Genomic DNA, 23,186 nt, shown 5'->3' with positions numbered 1-23,186 from the left:
GGAGACCCCTGCCCCTGCGACGGACTTCCGCCTCTTGGCAGCCGTTCCGCGCGCGTCATAGCGTCCGGGGATGGCCCGACCGTCCCTGCCGCCGCTCGGCGGAGCCGTGCTGGTGCACGGCACCTGGTCCAACCCCGGCGACTGGCAGTGGACGCGCCGCCGATTGGAGGACGAGGGGGTCGTCGTCCAGGTCCCCGACCTGCCCTCCCATCGGTCCGCCCGCGCCGGCCTGCTCGAGGACGTCGACGAGGTCCGGTCCGTGATCGCGGCGCTCCCGGCCCCGGTCGTCGTGGCCGGTTGGTCGTACGGGTGCGAGGTCATCGGGGTGGCCGCGGACGGCCAGGACAGCGTCGTACGCCTGGTGTTCGTGAGCGGTGCGCCGAGCCCGGTGCGGTTCGAGACGAGGGGCGTGGAGGTGTTCGACGCCGAGCCTGTCATCACGGTCGATCGGGTCGCCGGGACGTTCGTCCTCGACGACCGGTGGTGGGTGCACGAGGAGAAGGGGCTGACCCTCCCGCCCGAGGCGCAGGCGCACATCCGGACCCATCCTCGGCGGCCCGCGTCCATCCGCTCCTACACCGATCCGGTGCTCGCGACGGCGTGGACCCGCATCCCGTCCACCGTGCTGCTCGGCCGCGACGACGAGCTCGTCGGCGAGCAGGAGCGGCGGTGGATCGCCGACCACTTCGACGACGTCCGGGAACTCGACACCGACCACTTCGTGCCGTTCAACCGGCCGGGAGCCGTCGCGGACGTGGTGCTGGAGGCGCTCCGCGGGGCGGACCGGCCCGCCTGACGCCCGGGGTGCCGATCAGCGGCGCAGGTTCCTCACGCGATCTCGCCCGGCTGAGCGGACGTCTCGACGGGCTCGAGCACGATCGGTCCGCGCCGCCGCAGTCGTGTACGGAAGTGGATGCCGCTCCCGACCAGGAGGATCAGGCCGAGGAAGAGCAGCGCGCTCCACTGCAGCCACCACGTGCCCCCGGTGAGGTCGTAGATCTCGGCCCGTGGCCAGAGCAGGTTCACCACCATGCCGATCTGGTACAGCACCGCGGTGAGCGTGAGCGGGACCCCGAGACGGCCCAGCGAGAAGAGGGGGCGGCCGTCCTCCGCCACGCCCCGCTCGAGACCGCCCCGCCGCATCCGCTTCAGCAGCAGCGGCAGCGTCACACCGAGGTAGGCCAGGTACAGCATCGCGACGGCCGTCGAGGCGAGGGCGGTGAAGACGGCCTGCTGGTTCCAGTTCACCGCGAGCGTGATGGCGGCGCCCGCCCCGACGACGACGACCGACCACACGGGGGTTCCGGTGCGCGGAGAGACGCTGCTGAGCGCGGACGAGAACGGCAGGGTGCCTTCACGGGCCATGGAGAAGAGCATGCGGGTGCCGGAGGCCTGCACTGCGAGCGTGCAGGCGAAGATCGCCATCGCCACGGTCAGCAGCAGGACCTGGGCTCCGAGGCCGCCGACGCCGTTGAGGAGCACCCAGGCGAGACCTCCATGCGCGAGGGACCCGTTCGTGAGGCTCGGTGCCGCCAGGATCCCGGCGAGCATGAGCAGGAGACCGCCGAGTCCGGACGCGATCAGCGCCCGGATGATCGTCCGCGGCGTCGTCCGCCGCGGATTGCGGGTCTCCTCGGACAGCTCCCCGGCGGAGTCGAGTCCCACGAGCACGTATGCCGCCACGAGCGAGGAGGCGAGCCAGAGCGGCAGGTAGGGCCCCTCCGCCGCGCCGGTGTTCGTGAGCACGATCTCCGGGCCACGCTGTGCGTTGAGCAGCAGCACGACGATCAGGGCCATCACGCCGAGGATCTCGACGGTCACGCCGACCGAGTTGAAGATCGCCATCAGGCGGACGCCGACGGCGTTGATCACCGTCGTGATCACGAGGACGCCGAGGCCGAGCAGCACCGCGTTCTGGGCACCTGTGGCGCTCGTGGGATCGGAGGAGGCGCCGGGGCCGCCCACGATCTGGAAGCCGGGCCAGATGTGCGGGAGCACGGTCTGCAGGGCGATCGCGGCGGTCGCGACCGTGAGGATCTGCCCGATCACCATGACCCAGCCCGTGAACCAGCCGAAGTCCGTCCCGGCGAGGCGGCTGGACCACTGGAAGATCGCGCCGGAGATCGGATAGCGGGCCACGAGCTCGGCGAAGCACAGGGAGACGAGGAGCTGCCCGGCGAACACGAGCGGCCAGGTCCAGAAGAACGCCGCCCCTCCGAAGCCGAATCCCAGACCGAAGAGCTGGAAGACCGTCGTGAGGATCGAGACGAACGAGAAGCCGGCCGCGAACGACCCGAAGGAGCCGACTCCGCGCCGGAGCCTCGCGTCCCCCTCCCCTCCGGCGTTCTCCCGCGAGGGAGCGGAGGAGTCGGTCCGTGGTGGGGTGAGGTCGGTCATCCTGGCCTTCGAGTCGGAGCCGGCGCGGGGAGCGCCGTCCCGAATTCCTACCCCGGCGGGCCCGAATCCCGGTGCCCCATTGACGGAGCGCGGACGGATGTGCTGACCACCGATGGCGGTGCGGAGGCCGGATGATGGGTCAGTCCCTGCGAGCGCGGAAAGGAGCCTCCGTGAGCAGCTTCACGAGGAAGGTCGCGGTGGTGACAGGCGCCGGCTCCGGCATCGGTCGCGCCCTCGCATCGGGCCTCGCCGGGCGCGGCGCTCGGCTTGCGATCGCCGACTGGGACGAGCGCGGCCTGCACGACACGGCGGAGCTGCTGCGGTCACGGGGCACCGAGGTCCTCCCCGTGACCCTCGACGTCTCCGAACGGGACGCGGTGGCCGCGTTCGCGGCGCAGGTCGCGGAGCGCTTCGGCGTCGTGCACCAGGTGTACAACAACGCGGGGATCGCGGGGGGCGCCCTCACGATCGCCGAGACGGACTACGAGGCGTTCGAGCGGGTGCTCGCGGTCAACCTGTGGGGCGTCGTGCACGGCACCAAGGAGTTCCTGCCGCACCTGATCGCTTCCGGCGACGGGCACGTGGTCAACGTCTCCAGCCTCAACGGCTTCATGGCCCAGCCGCGCCTCGCGCCGTACATCACCTCGAAGTTCGCCGTCCGCGGCTTCACGGAGGCGCTGCGGACCGAGATGCTGGCCGCCCGGCTCCCCGTCGCCGTCACGGTCGTCCATCCCGGCGGCGTTCGCACCAACATCACCCGGTCGGCGTACGGACCGGGGAGCGCCGCCATCCCAGCGGAGCACCTCAAGCGGGTCGAGGTCTACGAGCGGAGACTGTTCAGGACCTCCCCGGAGGACGCGGCGAGGATCATCCTGCGCGCCGTGGAGCGGAAGAAGCCGCGGGTGCTGATCGCCCAGGCGCACTCCGTGGACCGGCTCGTCCGGCTCCTCCCCGCGTCCTATCCCCGCCAGGTCGTCTCGTGGGGTCGCCGCATGTTCGGCGAGTGGTGACGACCCAGCAGGACCTCAGGCCCTGCCACGCCCGAGGGACCGGGCCTAGCGTCCGCGGAGTGAGACTTCAGCGCAGCCTTCTCCGGCCACCGCCGTGCCGGCCATCCCGCCGGATCCGGACCGCAGACGCGGTCGACCAGGCGCCTCAGCGCGCATGACCATGGTGAACCCGCTCGCGGTGATCTCAGCCGCGCAACTGGCCGTGCACCTGACCGGCGCCCGTCGCGGCATCCGCGACCGCATCCCCGCCGAGCTGCCCTTCCTCCGGCGGAAGCCGGACGACGTCGTGAAGGACATGTGGGTCTTCGGCTCGGGGATGGCCGCCCCGTGGCCGATGCTCGCGGCCCACCTCGCCGGAATCCTCTCCCTGTTCGGCAGGGCGCGTCCCTGGGTGCCACGGGCGGTGGGCGCGCTGGGACTGTTCTACCTCGCCGGGTACCTCCTCGAGAGGAACGTCCGGGACTCCTTCCGGCGCCCGGACGACCGCACCGTCCTGCACGCCGTCGCGATCCTGCTCGCCGCCGCGATGGCGGTGCTCGGTCTCACGCGGAGCGACTGAGCCGCCGCGCTAGTCGTTCCGCCGGGGCGCCACGTGCGTCAGGTCGAGGTTCCAGCGCGCCGTCTCGCCGGCGCCGAGCTGCCAGACGTACTCGTTCTTGAGCTTCGCGCCGTCCCGGACGAACGGTCCGGTGCGGTAGCCGTAGAAGGCGACCGTCGGCAGCGTCCCCTCGGGCGCCGTGAGCACTGCGTTGTGGAAGTCGCCGTTCCTCCGCCGCAGCTCGGCCACGACGAGACGGCGGAACCGCTCCTCGTCGAGCATCCCCCGCGCCGTCGCGGCCTCCGTGAGCTGCAGCGCGATGTGCAGCTGCCGGTCGCCGCGCTCGTCCTCGAAGCTGATGAGCCGGTGGTTCTCGACGGCCTCGACGAGCGTGGGGTCCCCGTAGATCACGTCGCGCAGGGCGTCCGGCGCGACCACCGCGCCGTTGTAGTCCACCGAGAGGTCCGAGCGACCGTAGTGGAACAGGAGGGGCAGGTCGAGGAACTTCTGGTCGATCACCGCCTGGTGGCCCAGCCGGCGCAGGATCGGCATCACGTCGCGCACCCGCATCACGTGGCCGCGATCGTGGATGTTGTAGCGGATGCGCGGGTTGATGTTCTGCTCGCGGACGATGGTGATGACGAGCTCGCCGGCCCCGTTCGTCTCGATGAGGTAGTCGAACGGGTTGAACTGGAACACCATCGGGAGCACTCCGTACTCCCCCAGCTTGCTGACGCGGGCGGCGAGCTCCGGGTCCTCCGCGATGGCCCTGCGCAGCGCGACCGTGAAGTCGGTCTCGATCGCCAGGTTGATCTCGAGGTCGCTCGCGCCGTAGGACCCGTACGCGCTGTGGGCGTAGCGGAGGATGTGGCTCCGCATGTTCTCGCTGATGCCCTCGCCGCCGAACGCCGCGACGATGTCGTACTGCGACCAGTCGAGCCGGTCATCGTCGAACAGCGCCTTCAGGAAGGGCGGGTAGCTCAGGATGATGTAGGTGTAGCCGGTCCCGAACTCCTTCATCGTCGCGATGATCTTGTTCCTGTCCGGCCCGATCGACTTGATCATCGTCGCCTCGGTCAGCGAGGACGTGACGTTCATCCCGGTGGCCCACGCGCCGAGAGAGAACGCGTTGAGCACGAACGGCTGCTTGGTGAGGGTGCTCGCCGTGCGCGCGAAGCCCACCTGGAGCAGCCGACGGGTCGCGAGCCGCTCAGGGCGAGCGCGCACCCAGCTCGTCGGCACGCCCGAGCTGCCGGACGACTCGTCGACCACCACTCCGCGGCGGGGCAACCGGCCGCCGAAGCTGCGCTCCGGGATGCTCCAGCGCTTGATGTACGAGTCCTTGTCCATCTCGGGGATGGTCGCGAAGGCCGCGGCCAGCGAGCCGCGGAACCGGAGCCGCCGGGGGAAGCCCCGCTCGGCGAGGAAGGCGCGATAGGCGGGCACCTGCCGGGCCGCGAGCTCGAACGTGTGCCAGCCCCGCAGGCGCCCGAGCGCCCATCGCCACGGCTCGATACCGGGAGCCAGCAGCAGCTTGTGCGTGTGGACGCTGTAGGTGAGCGGCTTGACGACGGCGTCGACGATCCGCATGAAGGCGAAGAGCAGCGCCCGCCTCACCTCGGCGCTCCGATCAGCATGGCGGCGGCCGGACGGCGGTGGGCGACGGGAGGACGCTTGCTGTAGCCGAAGCGGAAGAGCATCCACGCCATCCGGCCATCGCCCTCCTGCGCCGACACCGCATGCGCGAAAGCCCGGTGCGACGCGGGGTTCGTGATCACGGTGCCGAAGGGATGCAGGTACACGCCGTTCGCGGTGAGGTCCAGCCAGAGCCGGAGAAAGGTCCGTCCCGCCTCGATGTAGTCGGCCGGACCGGCGAACGGCCCCTCGAGCCACCCCAGCTGCCGCACCCCGCGCATCGTGTTCAGGTAGATCCCCCGGAGCGCCGCCCCGATGACGGGCGCCTGCCACAGCTCGCGGTGTCCCATCGCGAACTTGAGCACGCGACCCGGCATGAGCATCGCCTCGGCGCTCAGCCCGTCGCCGCGCTTCCGCGCCTCGCCCCGGCTGAACCGCAGCCAGGTCATGATCTCGCCGTACACCGCGTCGTTCTGCAGGTCGGAGAAGAGCGTCGACTGGTTGATGCGGATCAGCTCCCGGACCACGCCCGCGTCGGCGGTCGTGCGGAAGACCTGGCCGCCCTGCGCGGCGACGGCGCTCGCAGAGCGGAGCACCTCGTCGGGGACCAGGGTGCGGTCGTAGGGCCGCCGGGAGGTGCGGCGCTTCAGGAAGAGACGGTGCCGCTCCCGGGCTTCCTCCGTCACCGGCTGCGGCGTGAGGGTCACGATGCCGAGGGAGTGCAGGCGCTTCTCGCTGCCGAAGTCGAGGTCGCCGGCATCGAGCCGCTCGGTGACGGAGTATCCGAGGCCCGCGGCGACGGTGTGCAGACCCTCGAGGAACACGCCGGCGCAGACGTGGCCGAAGGGGATGCCGAAGGACTCGGCAGGGAGCCCGAGGTCGAGGTCGTAGTAGATCTCGGCGGTGCGCTCGTCGAGGAGGCGCAGCTTGATGGGCTGCGAGTTGTGGGGCGACGGGTAGTGGCGGGCGTCCTCGACGATGCGGGACCAGGGCGAGGTGTCGGTGTGGACTACGAAGGGCATCGCTCGCTCGGGGGCGCTCATCGTCGGTGCGGGTGAGTCGAGGCGGCCGCTCGCGCGGTGCCGGCGGTGGGCGCCATGCCGACAGAGCGGACTCCGTCGTCCTCCGGGCGGCGGCTCGGGCCCGCGGGCGGACGTGTGGCGGTGCGGTCGCGCATTCTGCTCCTGTCTGAGGGAACGGCGCGACGCTATCGGACCGGCGTCGTCTCCTGAGCGCTTCGTTTAGCTCTCTGAGCGTCGCGCACCGGCTCCGCTGTCCGTGAGCCCGTCTTCGGGGGATGCGAGGCGCCCGTCGCCGCCGCCAGCGGAAGGACCATCGGCTCTGCCATCCGTCCGACTGCCGAGCGTTGATGGTGCGCGATACGAGGGAGGCCGACATGAAGGTCCACAAGGAGGAGATCGTCGAGCGGCTCCGTGAGTTGGGGCGTGATGAGGACGCCGACCGGGCCCTGGAGGAGCTCCCGGATCGGGTCGACCTGCACAAGTTCGAGGGCAAGCTGCACAGCTACGGCTTGGAGCAGGAGCCCTCGGACTCGGCGCTGCATCCGACGGTCTGGAACATCCCGGAGGACTGACGCCTCCCGTCCGACCGCGGTCGGCCCTCGTGGCTGACGAAGCAGCGCTGCGTCGAGATCGGGACCTCCGGCCCTGCAGGATGCGCGCGCCGCTCCGTAGCGTCCGCCTGGTGGGCAGGACAGCACTGATGCTCGTCCCGCGGTGCTGCGGACCCGGTACCCGCCGGGATCCGTGCCAGGCACTGCCATGAGCGAGGCGAAGGCGGATCGCCGGGCCCGAATCCGCACCCCTGACCAGCGCCTGCGAGTCTTCGTGAGCTCCACGCTCAGCGAGCTCGCTGCTGAGCGGAAGGCGGCGCGACGCGCTGTGGAGCGCATCTCAGCGGCTCCCGTGATGTTCGAGCTCGGTGCCCGCCCGCATCCGCCGCGTTCCCTGTACCGCGCGTACCTGGAACAGAGCGACATCTTCGTGGGCATCTACTGGCAGAAGTACGGCTGGGTCGCGCCGGGCGAGGCAGTGTCCGGACTGGAGGACGAGTACAACCTGGTCCCGGCGGACATGCCGAAGCTGATCTATGTCAAGCAGAGCGCGGAGGCGCGCGAAGAGGGCCTGGTCAGGCTGCTCGACCGCATCCGCACCGACGACACCGCCTCGTACAAGCCGTTCGGCGACTCGACGGAGCTCACGCGACTCCTGATCGCGGATCTCGCGGTGCTCCTCGCTGAGCGGTTCGACGACAGCCGTTCGCACCCGGGTGCCGCGTCCACCCCAGCAGCCGACGAGGTCCGATCCGAGTCGCCCGAGCGGCAGAGGCTCCCGGCGCCGCTGACGCGGCTGTTCGGCCGCGAACACGACGTCCAGCACCTCGTCGAGCTGCTGCAGCGGCCCGACATCCGGCTCATCACTCTCACCGGGCCGGGCGGGATCGGCAAGACGCGGCTCGCGATCGAGACGGCTCGCGCCTTGCATCGTGAAGCGGCGGAGATCGCCTTCGTTCCACTCGCTCCGATCGACGACCCGGCACAAGTGGCGGGGGCGATCGCGCAAGCGCTCGGAGTGCCGGACACCGGCGACGCTCCCCTGGAACAGAAGCTCCTCCTGTCGCTCAGCCGGCGGCAGATGCTCCTCGTGCTCGACAACTTCGAGCAGGTCGTCGACGCCGCACCGATCGTGTCGACGCTCCTCAATGCCGCCCCCGACCTCAAGGTCCTCGCAACGAGCCGAGCGCTGTTGCGGATCGCCGGAGAGCACAGCTACACGGTGGATCCACTCGAACTGCCGACACCGGAATCCAGGCCATCGGGCTCGAACGAGCCGCTCGCTCCGAGTGTGGAGCTGTTCATCGAGCGCGCCCGATCGGTGAAGCCCGACCTGGAGCTCACCGAGGAGAACGTCGAGGCGGTCGAACAGATCGTCACCAGGCTCGAGGGTGTGCCTCTCGCAATCGAACTCGCCGCCGCCCGCGCTCGCTTGCTCGCTCCTCCAAGCCTCCTGGACCGACTGCAACATCAGCTGCCCGTCCTCATGGGAGGGCAACGCGACGCACCGGCTCGGCAGAGAGCCGTGCGAGACACGATCGCATGGAGCACTCGACTGCTGAGCGACGGCGAACGGGACATGCTCTGGCGGCTCGGTGTCTTCGCCGGACGATTCTCGCTGGAAGCTGCCGAAGCGGTGGCAGCACCGGGCACGGACGTGCTGACGCTTCTGGAAGCTCTCGTGGATGCGAGTCTCGTGCGCCAGCAGGATCTCGCCGGTGGTTCCTACTTCCAGATCCTCGCCACCGTTCGGGAGTACGCGACCGAGCAACTCGAAGCACAGGGCGATGCTGCGCAAGTCCGCGACCTGCATTCTCACTACTACGCTCGGTGGGCGCTCACGACCGCACCCTTGCTCACCGGGCCCACACAGCGGAGAGCCATCGAAACCCTGTCCAACGAGCGGGACAACCTCAGGGCCGCTGTGCGGCATCTCCTCGCCCGACACGAGTGGGACCTGGCAAGTGACGTCGCCACCCTCCTCTACCTGTACTGGTGGATCGCAGGACTTCTGGGAGAGGCTCGCAGCTGGTTGGACGAGATCATCGCGGCAGGTGATTCGGTTTCACCGCGGGCGCGAGCTGACGCCCTGTGGCTGCGGGCATTCCTCGGCACCATGCTGGGTGCGGCCGATGGGATCATCCGGGACCTGGATGAGAGCGTCCAGTTGCTGGCATCTTCCGGCGATGCGACCCGACAGTCGCGGGTGCTCGCGCTCCAGGGCTTCGCACACGCGGTCTCCAACCCCACCCAGGCCGAACACGGCAAGGAGATCATCCGCCGAGCGTCGAATCTGCTTTCCGAAGAGGGCCGGCCGATCCCTGGTGATCCCTGGGTCAGCGATTTCGGCCTTCTCCTGCCGCTCGGGCGAATCGCTCTCGCGCAAGGCGACATCGGTTACGCATCGGAGATGTTCGAAGAACTGCTTCGTCGATCCGAGCAGTTCCAGGACGACTTCTTCATCACCTTTCCCCTCAACCATCTCGGCTGGGCGCGTCTGCTGGCAGGACGGGTCCCGGAGGCCGCGCCGCTGATGGAGCGGCAGCTCGACCTCTCGATCCGCCTCGGCCACGAGCAGGGAGTCGCGTACGGGCTCGAATGCTTCGTAGGGGTCGCCGCGGCACTCGGCGACGTCGAGAAGGCCGGCCTCCTCTACGGCGCCGTCAGGGCGATCAGGGACCGTCTCGGGCTTCTGAACGTCAACGACGAGACAGTGCTCGGCACGGTCGAGCGGATACGCAGCAGCCCGGCCGCAGGTGAGTTCGATCGCGCGGTGGAGCGCGGACGCCGACTGAATCGGAGCGCCGCGATCACCCTCGCCAAGGAAGTGAGTCTCGCTGCGATCGCCTCCCGGAGCACCCCGGCGTCCTAGCCAGCCCGCTTCCTTCAGGGCCCGTCCTGGGGACCGGGGAGCGCGTCGGACCCCGTCGGAGCGCGAGGCCGACGAGGTCCACACGGGTTCCGTGAACCGTCGGTTGCGAAACGATTGCAGGTTGAGTCCGCGCCTCCATGTCGCCGGTTCCCCCTGACAGCATCGGAGCCGTCGGAAGGAGCGCACCATGCGCGGGAAGTCGTGGGGTAGGACCGGGATCGTCGCGCTGGCCGCGCTGATGCTGACGGGATGCGGCGGGGGCGCCCCTGCGGACGACCCGACGCCGAGCGCCACGAGGCCCGCCTCGCCCAGCGCGACGGCCGAACCCACGCCGGCCGAGCCCACTCCCACGGAGTCCGCGGACCCGGTGGCCGAGGTGGACGAGATCGCGATCCGGCCCACCGGCATCGAGCTGCGGGCGGGCGGCGAAGTCGTGGAGGTCCTCGACTACACGTCCCCGGCGGCGGACGCCATCGCGACCCTCACCGAGGCGATCGGCAGCGCGCCGGTGGACGAGCCCTACGAGGGCGGCTTCCACAATCCGCCCGGAGTGCTGCACACCTGGGGCGGATTCGTCCTCGACGAGCGCTTCTACGGCGACGAGCAGGCGGGCAGCGCGACGTCGCCGTACGGGGTCCCGAGCTTCGCGGTCTTCGCGGAGGGACCGACGGCGGGCGAGCTGAGCGTCTCGGCCGGCCAGGGCCGGCGCATCGGCGACTCGGCCGCCGTCATCGACGCCGGATACCCGCTCGGCCCGGACCAGATGGTGTGCCAGGGCACGCCCATCGAGGGCGTGGAGATCGACGGCTCGATCGTCACCGTGGCGGCGTACTCGGACGACGGCGCCACGGTCACCTGGCTCGGCGCCCCTGCGATGGTCCAGGACGCCTGCGTCTGAGGACCCAGCGCACCGTCCCGCCCGGTCCTGTGGGCGGGCTTGTTCTCCACTGCACCGCCGCCCGTACGCTGGATCCGTGAGCAGCTACATGACGGATCAGCGTGATCGGCCGGTCAGCGCGTTCGTCGCCGTCGTCGTGGCGATCCTCACGGCGGGCTACATGCTGCCGTGGGCGGTCGCAGCCCTCCGCGGCAAGTCGAACCACTGGACGGTCTTCTGGATCAATCTGCTGGGAGGCTGGACGATCGTGCTGTGGATCGTCGCTCTCGTGATGGCGTTCAGCTCCCACAAGCCGATCGGTCGCTAGCCCGCAATCCCCGGCGGGGCTCCGGCGCTCCGAACACGGACTCATGAGGCGACGTGCGCTCCTGCCGGGGTGAGCCATCGGGTCAGGACCCGAAACCGACCATCATCGATGCATGCCCTCCCGCAATCGGTCCCGCCTCCGGTCCTCGTCGATGCTCAGCGGCATCAGCGCGGTGCTCGGCGGGTCGCTCTGGCTGGTGCACACGATCCTTCTCGCCGTGCGGCCCCTGGGCTGCGTCGGCGAGGCCTGCTTCCAAGGAGGCCGGCATCACCGGGACAGCGAGGACATCGCGTGGGTGCTGCTCGTGTCGGTTCTGCTGCTCGCGGTGAGCGCCGGGTCCGCTCCCAGCCGGGATCGTCGCGTGAGGCCTTTCCTGACGGCCTCTTTCGTGCTGCTCAGCCTCGGGGCCGCGCTGCTCGCTCTCGGGCTCGTGGTGAACCGTGGCTCCTCGGACGGTTCGCCGCTCTGGTGGCTCCACGACTCCGACACCCTCGGGCGCATCGTGCCGGTGCTGGGGACGCTGACGGCCGGAATCGGCATGCTGCGGGACGGCACCCCTCGCTGGCTGCCGACACTGTTCATCCTGGCGGCCGCCGCCTCGTTCGGCGTCAACATCCAGGACGAGCGTGTCTTACTGGGTCTGCCTGCCGGTCTCGCCTGGGCGGCGCTCGGAGTGCATGTTCTCCTGACAAGGCGGCGGCGACCGGCAACGCTGCCGGGACAGGACATTCATGGACGGAACCGCGAGAAAAGGAGCCTCTTCCGTCTACGACCTTGAGCTCCCACTTCGTTCGCTCGGAGTCGCGCCTCGGTCCCACGCGTATCGCCATCTCCGCACTCAGCGAGCTGCACCTCGTGGCGGGATGTTGGCGTTCGCGCGGAACACATTGTCCGGGTCCCACACCGCCTTGAGCGCCTGCAGCCCGGTGCAATCTCCTCGGCGCTGTCCGGGCGAGCGATCTCGCGCTCGCCGGGCCGAAGGAGCTGGTGCAGTCGCTGCCGACGTGGTTCACCCGGAGCACCTTTGCGCCGGTGCCTCTCCCTGAGGAGACCGACCGGCCGCCACTCACACTGTCCGGGCGTCCCGGCTGATCAACATCGAACCGCCCGCGAGGGCCATGTCCAAGCGGCATCGTCGCGGACATTCGTTCTCCACGAGGTGTGGCGCCGGTGGCGACACCGCCGGAATGGCGCGAAGAGCGAGGATTGCCAGCCAATAAGCGAAACGCGCCCTTACCGGGCCTTTCCGGTGGGCCCTGAGGGACTCGAACCCCCGACATCCACGGTGTAAACGTGGCGCTCTAACCGACTGAGCTAAGAGCCCCGGCGCCGCGCGGCGCCCGTCCATGCTATCCACACGGGTCGGCGCAGACATGCAGTGCGAGGTCCGCGCCTAGGTCGTCTCCACGAGCTTCGCGAAGACGACGCGATTGTCGTCGTACCGTCGGGCGTCCCGGACGTAGCCGTCGCACGTGATGAGGCGCAGCTCGGCACCGGGAACCGGGTAGTAGACGTCCTTCGTCGGGAAGGCGGCCTTCACGAAGCTCTCGTTGCGGTACACCTCGAACGTCGCGGTGGAGCCGTCGGCGCGGGCGACCGCGACACGGTCCCCCGGCACGAGGTCGCGGAGGCGGTAGAAGACGCCGCTCGCGTCACTCAGGGAGTTGACGTGCCCGAGGAGGATCGCCGGACCGGCGGAACCAGGGGCCGGCGAGCCGTTGTACCAGCTCGCCGGGGATCCCTCGTCCCCCGGCGGCACGTCGAGCGTGCCGTCCTCGCGCAGCCCCGTGTGCAGAAGGTCCGACTCGACCCCCAGCACGGGGATGCTGAGATGCACAGGGGCCGAGGGTTCCATGGCCAGGGCCACCTCGGGTGGCTGGACCTCCTCCGGCTCGGGCTCCGGGGCGGGCGTCGCCGGCGGCTGCGACGGCTCGGCAGGGATCGACGCAGCGTCGGGGGTCTTCGCGGGCGCGGAGGTGTCCCCAGCACAACCGGCGAGAAGGAGGAGGGCCGCCACTCCCGCCGTCAGGCGGAGGTGACGACCCGTTCCCGAGGAGGATCTCATCGATCCGTGCGCTTCCTACCGGTCTGCCGTCGGGCGACGCCGGACCACGAAGGCCGCCCCGACCGCCGCGGCCGCCAGCATGCCGCCGAGGGCGAGCATCCCGGCGTCCGAGACCCCGGCGCGCTCAGCAGTGGTGACACCGGTGGCGACGCCACCGGCCGGCATGACCTCGAGCGCGCCGCAGAGAGCCGGGGACGTCGCCGCGAGCGGCAGCTCGGGGACCAGATCGCTCTCCGAGGTGCCTGCGGCAGGCTGCGTCGCCGGGTCGAGCCCGTGCACGACGATGACCGCCGTTCCCGCCGCCAGCGCGTCCTGAGTCTCCTGGTTCAGCTCGAACGTCTCCTCGTACTGGATGGTCGAGCCGGAGGGCGCGGCGGCGAGGTCCGTGCCGGTCTCCGGGCCCTTGCCCGCATCCCCGACGGACAGGGTCGTTCCGATGCCGCCGTACGAGGGGGCTCCCTCCGTCGTGCTGATGATGCCGTCGCCGTTCGAGTCGGCGGACATGTCCGGGCAGACCCCCTGAGCGCCGACGTGGATGTGCTGCACGTGCGGGTAGGGGTTCCCACCGAAGGTCTCCGCGAGGCCCGACGCGTTGAGGGTGACGGTCGCGGTGGTGCCTTGGACCTGCACCCAGGCCTCGCCGCTGGCGCCGCTGTTGTTGATCGCGTCGAGGGTGGTCCCGTAGGAGCCGGAAGCGTCCGCCGCCACCGCCGGTCCGGCGGACAGCGCGACCAGTCCGAAGGCGAGGGCGGGAGCGAGCAGCAGAGTCTTTGTCTTCATGAGCGATGCCTCCAATGGCATTCCTCCGAGCCCGGGCGTGGGCTCTGAAACGGTAGTTCCCCCGCATTCGGAAGCGCGAAGGCGAGCGCTTGCCTGCTGGGCGGATTCCCAGGGAAGGAATCAGGACCAGTCCGCGCGCTCCGACGACAACGAATCCCTGCCGGGACCCGAGGCCGTCGGGATCGGAACAGGAGACAGGTATGCACCGCAGGCGATCAGCTGTCGTCGTCGCCGTCCTCACCTCGCTCCTGCTCGGCGGCTGCGCAGGTGCCACCGCCCACGAGGGTCCGTCGCACGTGATGCCGGACGGCGGCGTGATGCCCGGAGCCGAGCATGGAGCCGAGCATGGAGCCCACCCCTCCGCGGGCGAGAAGGTCCGAGGGCCCTCGGACGCCGCTCTGATGGTGTGCGAGGGGCAGGTGCCGGGAGCCGTCGCCGAGATCCTCGGGCTGGCCAGCCTGCCGAATGCCGACTGGTCCTGGGACGACCCCATGTTCCGCTGCACCTACCGGGTCGACGGACTCCCCTTGGTCCTCTCGGTCCATGACGCCAGTGAACCCGCGGAGGGCGAGGAGCACTTCCGGGCACTCCGGGAGAGCACCGCGGGTGCCGCCGAGATCGAGGGGATGGCCGGCTTCGGGATGCCGTCGTTCTCCTCACCGGAGGGCATCGCCGCCTTCCTGCGCGATGGGAAGACGCTCACGGTCGACGCCACCGCACTGCCGGACGGCCTGGGGCCCGAAGGCAGCCGGAGCCCGCAGCAGGTGGCCTACACGATCGCGTCTGCGGTGCTGGCCTGCTGGGTCGAGCACGACTGACGGGCGCCGGCCTCGGCGGCGGTTCCCGCCGCACACCCCGGTCTCACGAGCGTGTTCCGGATCCGCCGCCCGACTCGTCGAGCAGCGCGAGAGCGCTGCGATACGCGGAGAGGGGGCGTGCCTCGGCCGGGCTCGAGGAGAAGGCCGAGCTCACGACCCCGTCGCGATCTACCAGCACGGTCGTGCGTGACGCCACACCCGTCGCCTCCCGAAAGACGCCATAGCGGCGCGCCACCTCGCCGTGCGGCCAGAAGTCGGACAGCAGCTGCAACTCGTAGTTCTCGGCGTCCCCCCACGCGCGCAGTGCATGCTTCGAGTCGACCGAGATGGCGAGCACCTCCGCCCCGGCGTCGGTGAAGAGCCGGGAGTTGTCCCGCAGCTCCCCCAGCTCGCCGGCGCACGTGCGGGAGAACGCGAGCGGGAAGAACACGAGAGCGACCGCACTGCGACCGCGGAACGAGGACAGCGACACGGGCTCGCCGTGCTGGTTCGGCAGCTCGAACCCGGGCGCCTCCTGCCCGATCGCGATCGTCACCCGGCCATCGTGCCTCATCCGGCGAGCGCCGGGACCGCCGCTCCGCACGCCCCTGCAGTCCGTCTCTCCCGGATCGAGACACTAGGCTCGGAAACCGGCCGGTCCGTTGTCGCGACCCGACAAATCCGGCCCGGAAACAACAGGTGCAGCCGGCTCCGGCATCCGGACCGGTTCCTCGAAGAGAGGTCGACGTTGACAGTCAACGACCAGGACCCGTACTCGGTGAACAACACCGATTCCGACCCGGGCGAGACCGCCGAGTGGATCGAGTCGCTCGACGCCCTCGTCGACGCCAACGGCCACGGACGCGGCCGGGAGATGATGCTGCGGCTGCTGAAGCGGTCGAAGCAGCTGCACCTCGGTGTCCCGATGGTCCCGACGACGGACTACATCAACACGATCTCCCCGGAGAACGAGTCCCAATTCCCGGGCGACGAGGCCATCGAGCGCCGCTACCGCGCGTGGCTGCGCTGGAACGCCGCCATCATGGTGCACCGCGCTCAGCGGCCCGAGATCGCGGTGGGCGGCCACATCTCCACCTACGCGTCGTCGGCCACGCTGTACGAGGTCGGCTTCAACCACTTCTTCCGCGGCCAGGACCACCCGGGCGGCGGCGACCAGGTGTTCTTCCAGGGGCACGCCTCCCCCGGCATGTACTCGCGCGCCTTCCTCGAGGGACGGCTCACCGCGGACCAGCTCGACGGCTTCCGTCAGGAGAAGTCGCACCCGGGCGGCGGACTGTCCTCGTACCCGCACCCGCGCCTCATGCCCGACTTCTGGCAGTTCCCGACCGTGTCGATGGGCCTCGGGCCGATCAACGCGATCTGGCAGGCGCAGAACAACAGGTACCTGACCAACCGCGGCATCAAGGACGCCTCCGACCAGCACGTGTGGGCGTTCCTCGGCGACGGCGAGATGGACGAGGTCGAGAGCCGCGGCCAGCTCCAGGTCGCGGCGAACGAGGGCCTCGACAACCTGACGTTCGTCATCAACTGCAACCTGCAGCGCCTCGACGGGCCGGTGCGCGGCAACGGCAAGATCATCCAGGAGCTCGAGAGCTTCTTCCGCGGCGCGGGCTGGAACGTCATCAAGGTCATCTGGGGCCGCGAGTGGGACGACCTGCTCGCCCGCGACAGCGAGGGCGCCCTGATCGACCTCATGAACCGGACCCCGGACGGCGACTACCAGACCTACAAGACCGAGAACGGGGCCTTCGTCCGCGAGAACTTCTTCGGGCGCGACCCGCGCACGCTGGAGCTCGTCAAGGACTTCACCGACGACCAGGTGTGGGCGCTCAAGCGCGGCGGCCACGACTACCGGAAGGTGTACGCGGCGTACAAGGCGGCCGTGGAGCACAAGGGCCAGCCGACCGTCATCCTCGCGAAGACGATCAAGGGCTACGGCCTCGGCAAGACGTTCGAGGGCCGCAACGCGACCCACCAGATGAAGAAGCTGACCCTCGACGACCTCAAGCGTTTCCGCGACGAGATGCGCATCCCGGTCTCGGACGCGCAGCTCGAGGAGAACCCGTACCAGCCGCCGTACTACCACCCGGGGCAGGACGACGAGGCGATCCAGTACATGCACGAGCGCCGTCGCGCGCTCGGCGGGTACCTGCCGGAGCGCCGCTCGAAGCACACGCAGATCACCCTGCCCGAGGACTCCGCGTACGCCGCGGTGAAGAAGGGCTCGGGGCAGCAGCCGGTCGCCACCACGATGGCCTTCGTGCGCATCCTCAAGGAGGCGATGCGCACCAAGAACTTCGGGAACAGGATCGTCCCGATCATCCCTGACGAGGCGCGCACCTTCGGCATGGACGCGTTCTTCCCGAACGCGAAGATCTACAACCCGTTCGGCCAGCACTACACGTCGGTCGACCGGGAGCTCCTCCTCGCCTACAAGGAGAGCCCGCAGGGGCAGATCGTCCACGTCGGCATCAACGAGGCCGGCGCCCTCGCCGCCTTCACGGCGATCGGGACCTCGTACTCGACGCAGGGCGAGCCGCTCATCCCGGTCTACGTCTTCTACTCGATGTTCGGCTTCCAGCGGACGGGTGACGCTCTCTGGGCCGCCGGCGACCAGATGGCGCGCGGATTCCTGATCGGCGCGACCGCCGGCCGCACGACGCTGACCGGTGAGGGCCTCCAGCACGCGGACGGCCACTCCCCGGTGCTCGCGAGCACGAACCCGGCGGTCGTCCAGTACGACCCGGCGTACGGCTACGAGATCGCGCACATCGTGCAGAGCGGCCTCGAGCGCATGTACGGCGGGAACCACCCGGACCCGAACGTCATGTACTACCTGACGGTGTACAACGAGCCGATGCCGCAGCCGGCCGAGCCGGAGGGGCTCGACGTCGACGGCGTGCTCAAGGGCCTCTACCTGCTGAAGCGGGCGGAGAACGAGGGCCCGAAGGCGCAGCTGCTCGCCTCCGGCGTCGCCGTCCCGTGGGCTCTGGAGGCGCAGAAGCTGCTCGCCGAGGACTGGGGCGTCTCCGCCGACGTGTGGAGCGTCACCTCCTGGTCGGAGCTGCGGCGCGACGGCCTCGACGCCGAGCGGGCGTACTTCGTGAACCCGGACGGCGAGCCGCGGCACGCGTACGTGACGCAGAAGCTGTCGGGCGCCCAGGGTCCGTTCCTGGCCGTGAGCGACTACTCGCACATGGTGCCCGACATGATCCGCCAGTTCGTGCCCGGCCAGTACTTCACGCTGGGCGCCGACGGCTTCGGCTTCTCGGACACCCGCGCGGCCGCGCGCCGGTTCTTCCTCATCGACGGCCCGTCGCTCGTCGTCCGGACGCTCGAGGCCCTCGCCGGTCAGGGCGCGGTCGACCGCTCGCTCGCGCGCCAGGCCATCGACAAGTACCGGCTGCTGGACGTGACCGCGGGCACGACCGGCTCGGCTGGCGGCGAGAGCTGAGGCCGGCCGCGCGAGTGGCACGGACGAAGGCGGAGACGCTCGCCTGGCTGCGCACGGTGTCGGGCGAGCTCGCGACCCTGACCCTCAAGCGCCTCGAGGAGACGCTCCCCTGGTACCGCGAGATGCCGCCCGGCCGCCGATCGGCGGTCGGGCTGGTCGCGCAGGCCGGCATCACGTCGTTCATCAGCTGGTACGACGACCCCAAGTCGACCCCGTGGATCGCCGCGGACGTCTTCGGCGCGGCACCCCGCGAGCTGCTCCGGTCGGTGAGCCTCCAGCAGACGCTCCAGCTGATCCGCGTCACGGTGGAGGTCGTCGAGGAGCGGGTCAAGGGCGGTGACGACGGTCTCCGTGAGGCGATCCTGCTCTACTCGCGGGAGATCGCGTTCGCCGCGGCCGACGTGTACGCGCGGGCCGCCGAGGCGCGCGGCCTCTGGGACGCCCGCCTCGAGGCCCTCGTCGTCGACTCGATCCTGTCGGGCGAGGCCGAGAACGAGCTGCCGAGCCGGATCGCCGCGCTCGGCTGGCACGGTCACGGCGAGGTGTGCGTCCTCGTCGGCACCACTCCCCCGATGCTCGACGTCGACCAGCTGCGGCGGACGGCCCGCCACGTGCAGGCCGACGTCCTCATCGGCGTGCAGGGCACCCGCCTCGTGCTCGTCATCGGGCGGGCGCTCCCCTCCTCCCAGGAAGCCGAGGATTCACGTGCGCCGGCGGCGCCGCTGAGCTTCCTCGAGATCGCCCGGCAGCTGGAGCCCGGCTTCGGCTCGGGGCACCTCGTGCTCGGCAACGTCGTGCCGGACCTCGTGCAGGCCCACCGCAGCGCTCGCGCCGCCCTGGCCGGGTTCGCCGTGGCCCGGGCCTGGCGGAACGCGCCGCGTCCGGTCCTCGCCGACGACCTGCTGCCGGAGCGCGCACTCGCGGGCGACCCGCTCGCCCGCTCCACCCTGGTGGCCCGCATCTACAAGCCGCTGCACGAGCACTCGACCGAGCTGCTCGGCACGCTCTGGTGCTACCTGGACAACGGCCGCTCGCTCGAGGCGACGGCCCGTGAGCTCTTCGTGCATCCGAACACGGTCCGGTACCGCCTGAAGCGCATCTCGGAGGTCATCGGCTACGACGCCACCGGCGCGCGGGAGGCGGTCATCCTGCAGTCCGCGCTCATCCTCGGAGCCATCGCCGAGCCCGCTCCCACACCCCGCCGCCGCTGACCGGTAGTGCGCCACCTCCAACGATCGAAGGGATTCTTCGTGCCCCACTGGCGAACCGCCGACCTCCCGATTGGCAGGATGGACGGGTGATCATCGTCGTCGCGCCCGGACAGGGCTCGCAGACCCCCGGGTTCCTCTCCCCGTGGCTCGAGGAGACGTCGGCCTGGGAGACGCTGAGCCGGCTGTCCGAGCACGCCGAGGTGGACCTCGTGCTGCACGCCACCGAGTCCGACGCCGAGACCATCCGGGACACCCGGATCGCGCAGCCGCTCATCGTCGCCGCGGGCATCCTGACGCTGCAGGCGCTCCTCGACGGCGGGGGCCGCATGGACGGGATCGCCGGCCACTCGGTCGGCGAGATCACCGCCGCGGCCGGCGCCGGGATCCTCACTTCGGAGGACGCGATCCGCCTGGTGGCTGAGCGCGGCCGCGCGATGGCCGAGGCGGCGGCGACCGTCGAGACCGGCATGAGCGCCGTCGTCGGCGGCGACCAGGCGGTCGTCCTCGACGCCGTGGAGCAGGCCGGTCTCTTCCCGGCCAACTACAACGGCGGGGGCCAGATCGTCGTCGCCGGACCGCGTGCTGCGCTCGCCGCGCTCGCCGAGAACCCTCCCGCCGGCGCCCGCGTCATCGCGCTCCAGGTGGCCGGCGCGTTCCACACCGAGTACATGGCGCCCGCGGTGGACCGGATGGCGGCCGTCGCGAGCACCCTCTCGCCGAAGGATCCCGCGGTCGCGATCTGGACCAACAAGGACGGCACCCGGGTCGCCTCCGGCTCCCAGTTCCTCGATCTCCTCGTCGGGCAGGTCTCGTCGCCCGTCCGCTGGGACCTCTGCATGGAGTCCTTCGCCGCGGAGGGGGTGACCGGCATCATCGAGCTGGCGCCCGCGGGCGCGCTGACCGGGCTCGCCAAGCGCGCCCTGCGCGGCGTCCCGACCGTCGCCGTGAAGACCCCGGCCGATCTCGCCGCCGCGCGCGAGCTGATGGAGAGGGACTCGTGACCCAGCTGAAGCAGGCGAGCGGCCCGCGCTACACCCGCATCCTCGGGATGGGCGCGGCGCGCGGCGACCTCGTCGTCCCGAACGACGACCTCGTCGGTCCGATCAACTCCTCGGACGAGTGGATCCGCCAGCGCACCGGGATCGTCACGCGCACGCGCGCCTCCGCCGCGGTCAGCGCGCTCGACCTCGCCGTCGAGGCGGCCCAGGAGGCGATCGAGGCGTCGGGCGTGCAGCCCGAGCAGGTCGACCTCGTGCTCGTCGCGACCATCAGCAACGTCCAGCAGACGCCGTCCCTCTCGGCCGTCCTCGCGGATCGGGTGGGAGCCAACCCCGCCGCGGCCTACGACCTCAACGCCGCGTGCGCGGGGTACACCTACGCCGTGGCGCAGGCGGACGCCCTGATCCGCGCGGGAGCGGGCACGCACGCGCTCGTCATCGGCGCCGAGAAGCTGTCGGACATCGTGGACCCGACGGACCGCAGCATCTCCTTCCTCCTCGGGGACGGGGCGGGGGCCGCCGTGATCGGCCCGAGCGACACGCCCGGCATCTCGAAGACCGTCTGGGGCTCCGACGGCTCGAAGGCGGATGCCGTGGGGATGAACGCGACCCTCACCCAGTTCCGCGACGGCAGCGCCGCCTGGCCGACCCTGCGTCAGGAGGGGCCCACGGTCTTCCGCTGGGCGGTGTGGGAGATGGTCAAGGTCGCGCGCAGGGCGATCGAGGAGGCCGGGATCACCCCGGACCAGCTCGCCGCCTTCATCCCGCACCAGGCCAACATGCGGATCATCGACGAGTTCGCGAAGCAGCTCGGCCTGCCCGACACGGTCGCCATCGCGCGCGACATCGCGACCACCGGGAACACGTCCGCGGCGTCCATCCCGCTCGCCACCCACCGCCTCCTGCAGGAGCATCCGGAGCTCTCCGGCGGCCTCGCCCTGCAGATCGGCTTCGGCGCCGGCCTCGCCTACGGCGCCCAGGTCGTGGTCCTGCCCTGACCGGGCCGCGACACCCTCCCCGATAAGCTCGAACGCGCCTTTTCCACCGAACACTCAAGGAGAACCACACATGGCTCAGTCCCAGGAAGAAGTCCTCGCCGGCCTCGCCGAGCTCGTCAGCGACGAGACGGGCATCGCGACCGACACGGTCGAGATGGACAAGTCCTTCACCGACGACCTCGACATCGACTCCATCTCGATGATGACGATCGTCGTCAACGCGGAGGAGAAGTTCGGCGTGAAGATCCCGGACGAGGAAGTCAAGAACCTCAAGACCGTCGGCGACGCGGTCACCTACATCGTCAAGGCTCAGGGCTGAGCGCCTAGCCCGACCAATCGGAGCTCCACCATGCCGAAGAAGATCGTCGTCACCGGGGTCGGCGCCACGTCGCCGCTCGGCGGCACCGCCCGCGACTCGTGGAACGCGCTGCTCGCCGGTGAATCCGGTGCGCGGTCCCTCGAGCAGGACTGGGTCGCTCAGTACGAGCTCCCCGTCACGTTCGCGGCGCAGGCCAAGGTGGCCTCCGAGAACCAGCTCGAACGGGTCGAGGCCAAGCGCCTCGACCCGGGGAGCCAGTTCGCCCTCATCGCCGCCCGCGAGGCGTGGGCCGACTCCGGGATCGAGGACGTCGAGCCCGAGCGGCTCGGGGTCGACTGGGCGACCGGGATCGGCGGCGTCTGGACGCTGCTGAACGCCTGGGACACCCTCCGCGAGAAGGGCCCGCGCCGGGTCCTGCCCATGACGGTCCCGATGCTCATGCCGAACGCGCCGGCCGCGGCGATCGAGATGCACCTCGGCGCCCGCGCCTACGCGCGGACCGTGGTGTCGGCCTGCGCCTCCAGCACGGAGTCGCTCGCGAACGCCTACGAGCACATCCAGCAGGGGTTCGCGGACGTCGTCATCACGGGTGGCGCCGAGGCGGCGATCCACCCGCTCCCCCTGGCGGCCTTCGCGTCGATGCAGGCGCTCTCGAAGCGCAACGACGAGCCGGCTGCCGCATCCCGGCCGTACGACGTCACGCGCGACGGCTTCGTGCTCGGCGAGGGGGCGGCCGCCCTCGTCCTCGAGACCGAGGAGCACGCGAAGGCCCGCGGCGCGCGGATCTACGCCGAGGTCGTCGGCGGGGCCGTGACGAGCGACTCGCACCACATCACGGCGCCGGACCCGGAGGGCACCGCGGCCGCCCGCGCCATGATCGCCGCGATCGAGAACCACGGCTACAGCCGCTCGGACGTGCGGCACGTCAATGCCCACGCGACGAGCACGCCGGTGGGTGACGTCGCGGAGTACCACGCCCTGCGGCACGTCTTCGGCGAGGGGCTCGATGGGATCGCGGTCTCCGCGACCAAGGCGTCGACAGGGCACCTGCTGGGCGGGGCCGGCGGAATCGAGGCGATCTTCACCGTGCTGGCTCTCGCCGAGCGGACGGCCCCGCCGACCATCAACCTCAACGAGATGGACCCGGAGATCGAGCTCGACGTGGTCCGCGAGCCGCGACCGCTGGGCGACGGAGATCTGCTCGCGATCAGCAACTCGTTCGGCTTCGGCGGCCACAACGCGGTCGTCGCCTTCGCGACCGCCTGATACCGGCAACACCGACGACGAACGGCAACGGGAGACCGTTGCCGTTC

General features: G+C 70.6%; 22 protein-coding genes and 1 tRNA gene. 15 read left to right on the top strand and 8 right to left on the bottom strand.

Annotated elements, in window-relative coordinates; all coding sequences use genetic code 11:
- Positions 1-70 precede the first annotated feature (70 nt).
- Entirely contained in the window at positions 71-796 is a 726-nt protein-coding gene (locus J3P30_RS11660; protein ID WP_210481181.1) for an alpha/beta fold hydrolase, read from the top strand.
- A 32-nt stretch (positions 797-828) separates the two neighbouring features.
- Here J3P30_RS11660 and J3P30_RS11655 read toward each other — a convergent pair whose 3' ends face one another.
- Entirely contained in the window at positions 829-2,397 is a 1,569-nt protein-coding gene (locus J3P30_RS11655; protein WP_210481180.1) for an APC family permease, read from the bottom strand.
- 170 nt (positions 2,398-2,567) lie between these two features.
- On the opposite strand from J3P30_RS11655, the gene J3P30_RS11650 reads away from it, so the two are divergent.
- On the top strand, positions 2,568-3,407 hold the full coding sequence (locus J3P30_RS11650; protein WP_210481179.1) for an SDR family oxidoreductase: 840 nt from the start codon (positions 2,568-2,570) through the stop codon (positions 3,405-3,407).
- A 154-nt stretch (positions 3,408-3,561) separates the two neighbouring features.
- The gene (locus J3P30_RS11645) at positions 3,562-3,966 is read left to right on the top strand and encodes a hypothetical protein (RefSeq protein WP_210481178.1); all 405 of its coding nucleotides are present in this window, start codon (positions 3,562-3,564) and stop codon (positions 3,964-3,966) included.
- 9 nt (positions 3,967-3,975) lie between these two features.
- On the opposite strand, the gene J3P30_RS11640 is transcribed toward J3P30_RS11645, so the two are convergent.
- Complete coding sequence (locus tag J3P30_RS11640; protein ID WP_307807485.1) at positions 3,976-5,562, bottom strand: CoF synthetase; 1,587 nt, start codon at positions 5,560-5,562, stop codon at positions 3,976-3,978.
- Positions 5,559-6,602, bottom strand: coding sequence for a hypothetical protein (locus J3P30_RS11635; RefSeq protein WP_210481177.1), 1,044 nt, complete (start codon positions 6,600-6,602; stop codon positions 5,559-5,561). The genes J3P30_RS11640 and J3P30_RS11635 overlap by 4 nt, the downstream gene beginning before the upstream one ends.
- 374 nt (positions 6,603-6,976) lie before the next feature.
- Between J3P30_RS11635 and J3P30_RS11630 the strand changes: the two genes are divergently transcribed.
- The 5 genes from J3P30_RS11630 to J3P30_RS11610 all read left to right on the top strand — a co-directional run bounded on the left by J3P30_RS11630 (position 6,977) and on the right by J3P30_RS11610 (position 12,008).
- Positions 6,977-7,174, top strand: a complete 198-nt coding sequence (locus J3P30_RS11630; protein ID WP_210481176.1) for a hypothetical protein — start codon at positions 6,977-6,979, stop codon at positions 7,172-7,174.
- A 187-nt stretch (positions 7,175-7,361) separates the two neighbouring features.
- Positions 7,362-10,025: a DUF4062 domain-containing protein gene (locus J3P30_RS11625; RefSeq protein ID WP_210481175.1), complete on the top strand. Its 2,664-nt coding sequence runs from the start codon at positions 7,362-7,364 to the stop codon at positions 10,023-10,025.
- 187 nt (positions 10,026-10,212) lie between these two features.
- Positions 10,213-10,923, top strand: coding sequence for a hypothetical protein (locus tag J3P30_RS11620; RefSeq protein ID WP_210481174.1), 711 nt, complete (start codon positions 10,213-10,215; stop codon positions 10,921-10,923).
- A gap of 76 nt (positions 10,924-10,999) precedes the next feature.
- Entirely contained in the window at positions 11,000-11,230 is a 231-nt protein-coding gene (locus J3P30_RS11615) for a superinfection immunity protein (protein ID WP_307807484.1), read from the top strand.
- Between the two features lie 112 nt (positions 11,231-11,342).
- A complete protein-coding gene (locus J3P30_RS11610; protein ID WP_210481173.1) occupies positions 11,343-12,008 on the top strand; it encodes a hypothetical protein in 666 nt (221 codons plus the stop codon).
- 60 nt (positions 12,009-12,068) lie between these two features.
- Here J3P30_RS11610 and J3P30_RS15715 read toward each other — a convergent pair whose 3' ends face one another.
- From J3P30_RS15715 to J3P30_RS11590, 4 genes are all read right to left on the bottom strand, one after another.
- The gene (locus tag J3P30_RS15715) at positions 12,069-12,152 is read right to left on the bottom strand and encodes a BBE domain-containing protein (protein ID WP_210481983.1); all 84 of its coding nucleotides are present in this window, start codon (positions 12,150-12,152) and stop codon (positions 12,069-12,071) included.
- A gap of 328 nt (positions 12,153-12,480) precedes the next feature.
- A tRNA-Val gene (locus J3P30_RS11600) sits at positions 12,481-12,554 on the bottom strand.
- Between the two features lie 69 nt (positions 12,555-12,623).
- Positions 12,624-13,085: a class F sortase gene (locus J3P30_RS15230; protein WP_282593733.1), complete on the bottom strand. Its 462-nt coding sequence runs from the start codon at positions 13,083-13,085 to the stop codon at positions 12,624-12,626.
- Between the two features lie 225 nt (positions 13,086-13,310).
- Positions 13,311-14,075: a hypothetical protein gene (locus J3P30_RS11590; protein WP_210481171.1), complete on the bottom strand. Its 765-nt coding sequence runs from the start codon at positions 14,073-14,075 to the stop codon at positions 13,311-13,313.
- Positions 14,076-14,275: 200 nt separating this feature from the next.
- Here J3P30_RS11590 and J3P30_RS11585 point away from each other — a divergent pair, with 200 nt between their 5' ends.
- On the top strand, positions 14,276-14,893 hold the full coding sequence (locus J3P30_RS11585) for a hypothetical protein (RefSeq protein WP_210481170.1): 618 nt from the start codon (positions 14,276-14,278) through the stop codon (positions 14,891-14,893).
- 43 nt (positions 14,894-14,936) lie between these two features.
- On the opposite strand, the gene J3P30_RS11580 is transcribed toward J3P30_RS11585, so the two are convergent.
- A complete protein-coding gene (locus tag J3P30_RS11580) occupies positions 14,937-15,428 on the bottom strand; it encodes a peroxiredoxin (RefSeq protein ID WP_307807483.1) in 492 nt (163 codons plus the stop codon).
- Between the two features lie 192 nt (positions 15,429-15,620).
- Here J3P30_RS11580 and aceE point away from each other — a divergent pair, with 192 nt between their 5' ends.
- The 6 genes from aceE (at position 15,621) to J3P30_RS11550 (ending at position 23,139) form a co-directional block, all read left to right on the top strand.
- Positions 15,621-18,347 carry a pyruvate dehydrogenase (acetyl-transferring), homodimeric type gene (gene aceE, locus J3P30_RS11575; RefSeq protein WP_210481168.1) on the top strand — a complete coding sequence of 909 codons (2,727 nt, stop codon included), beginning with the start codon at positions 15,621-15,623 and terminating at the stop codon, positions 18,345-18,347.
- Positions 18,348-18,361: 14 nt separating this feature from the next.
- Entirely contained in the window at positions 18,362-19,558 is a 1,197-nt protein-coding gene (locus tag J3P30_RS11570) for a CdaR family transcriptional regulator (RefSeq protein WP_210481167.1), read from the top strand.
- Positions 19,559-19,644: 86 nt separating this feature from the next.
- Complete coding sequence (locus J3P30_RS11565; RefSeq protein WP_210481166.1) at positions 19,645-20,559, top strand: ACP S-malonyltransferase; 915 nt, start codon at positions 19,645-19,647, stop codon at positions 20,557-20,559.
- On the top strand, positions 20,556-21,554 hold the full coding sequence (locus J3P30_RS11560) for a beta-ketoacyl-ACP synthase III (RefSeq protein ID WP_307807482.1): 999 nt from the start codon (positions 20,556-20,558) through the stop codon (positions 21,552-21,554). The genes J3P30_RS11565 and J3P30_RS11560 overlap by 4 nt, the downstream gene beginning before the upstream one ends.
- Before the next feature lie 70 nt (positions 21,555-21,624).
- On the top strand, positions 21,625-21,873 hold the full coding sequence (locus J3P30_RS11555; protein ID WP_210481165.1) for an acyl carrier protein: 249 nt from the start codon (positions 21,625-21,627) through the stop codon (positions 21,871-21,873).
- A gap of 30 nt (positions 21,874-21,903) precedes the next feature.
- The gene (locus J3P30_RS11550; RefSeq protein WP_210481164.1) at positions 21,904-23,139 is read left to right on the top strand and encodes a beta-ketoacyl synthase; all 1,236 of its coding nucleotides are present in this window, start codon (positions 21,904-21,906) and stop codon (positions 23,137-23,139) included.
- The last annotated feature ends 47 nt before the right edge of the window (positions 23,140-23,186 follow it).

Source organism: Naasia sp. SYSU D00948, assembly GCF_017916515.1.
In the GTDB taxonomy this organism is placed as follows: Bacteria; Actinomycetota; Actinomycetes; order Actinomycetales; family Microbacteriaceae; genus Naasia.
The sequence above is the reverse complement of the archived record's forward strand: the minus strand, read 5'-3'. Positions and strand labels throughout refer to the sequence as shown.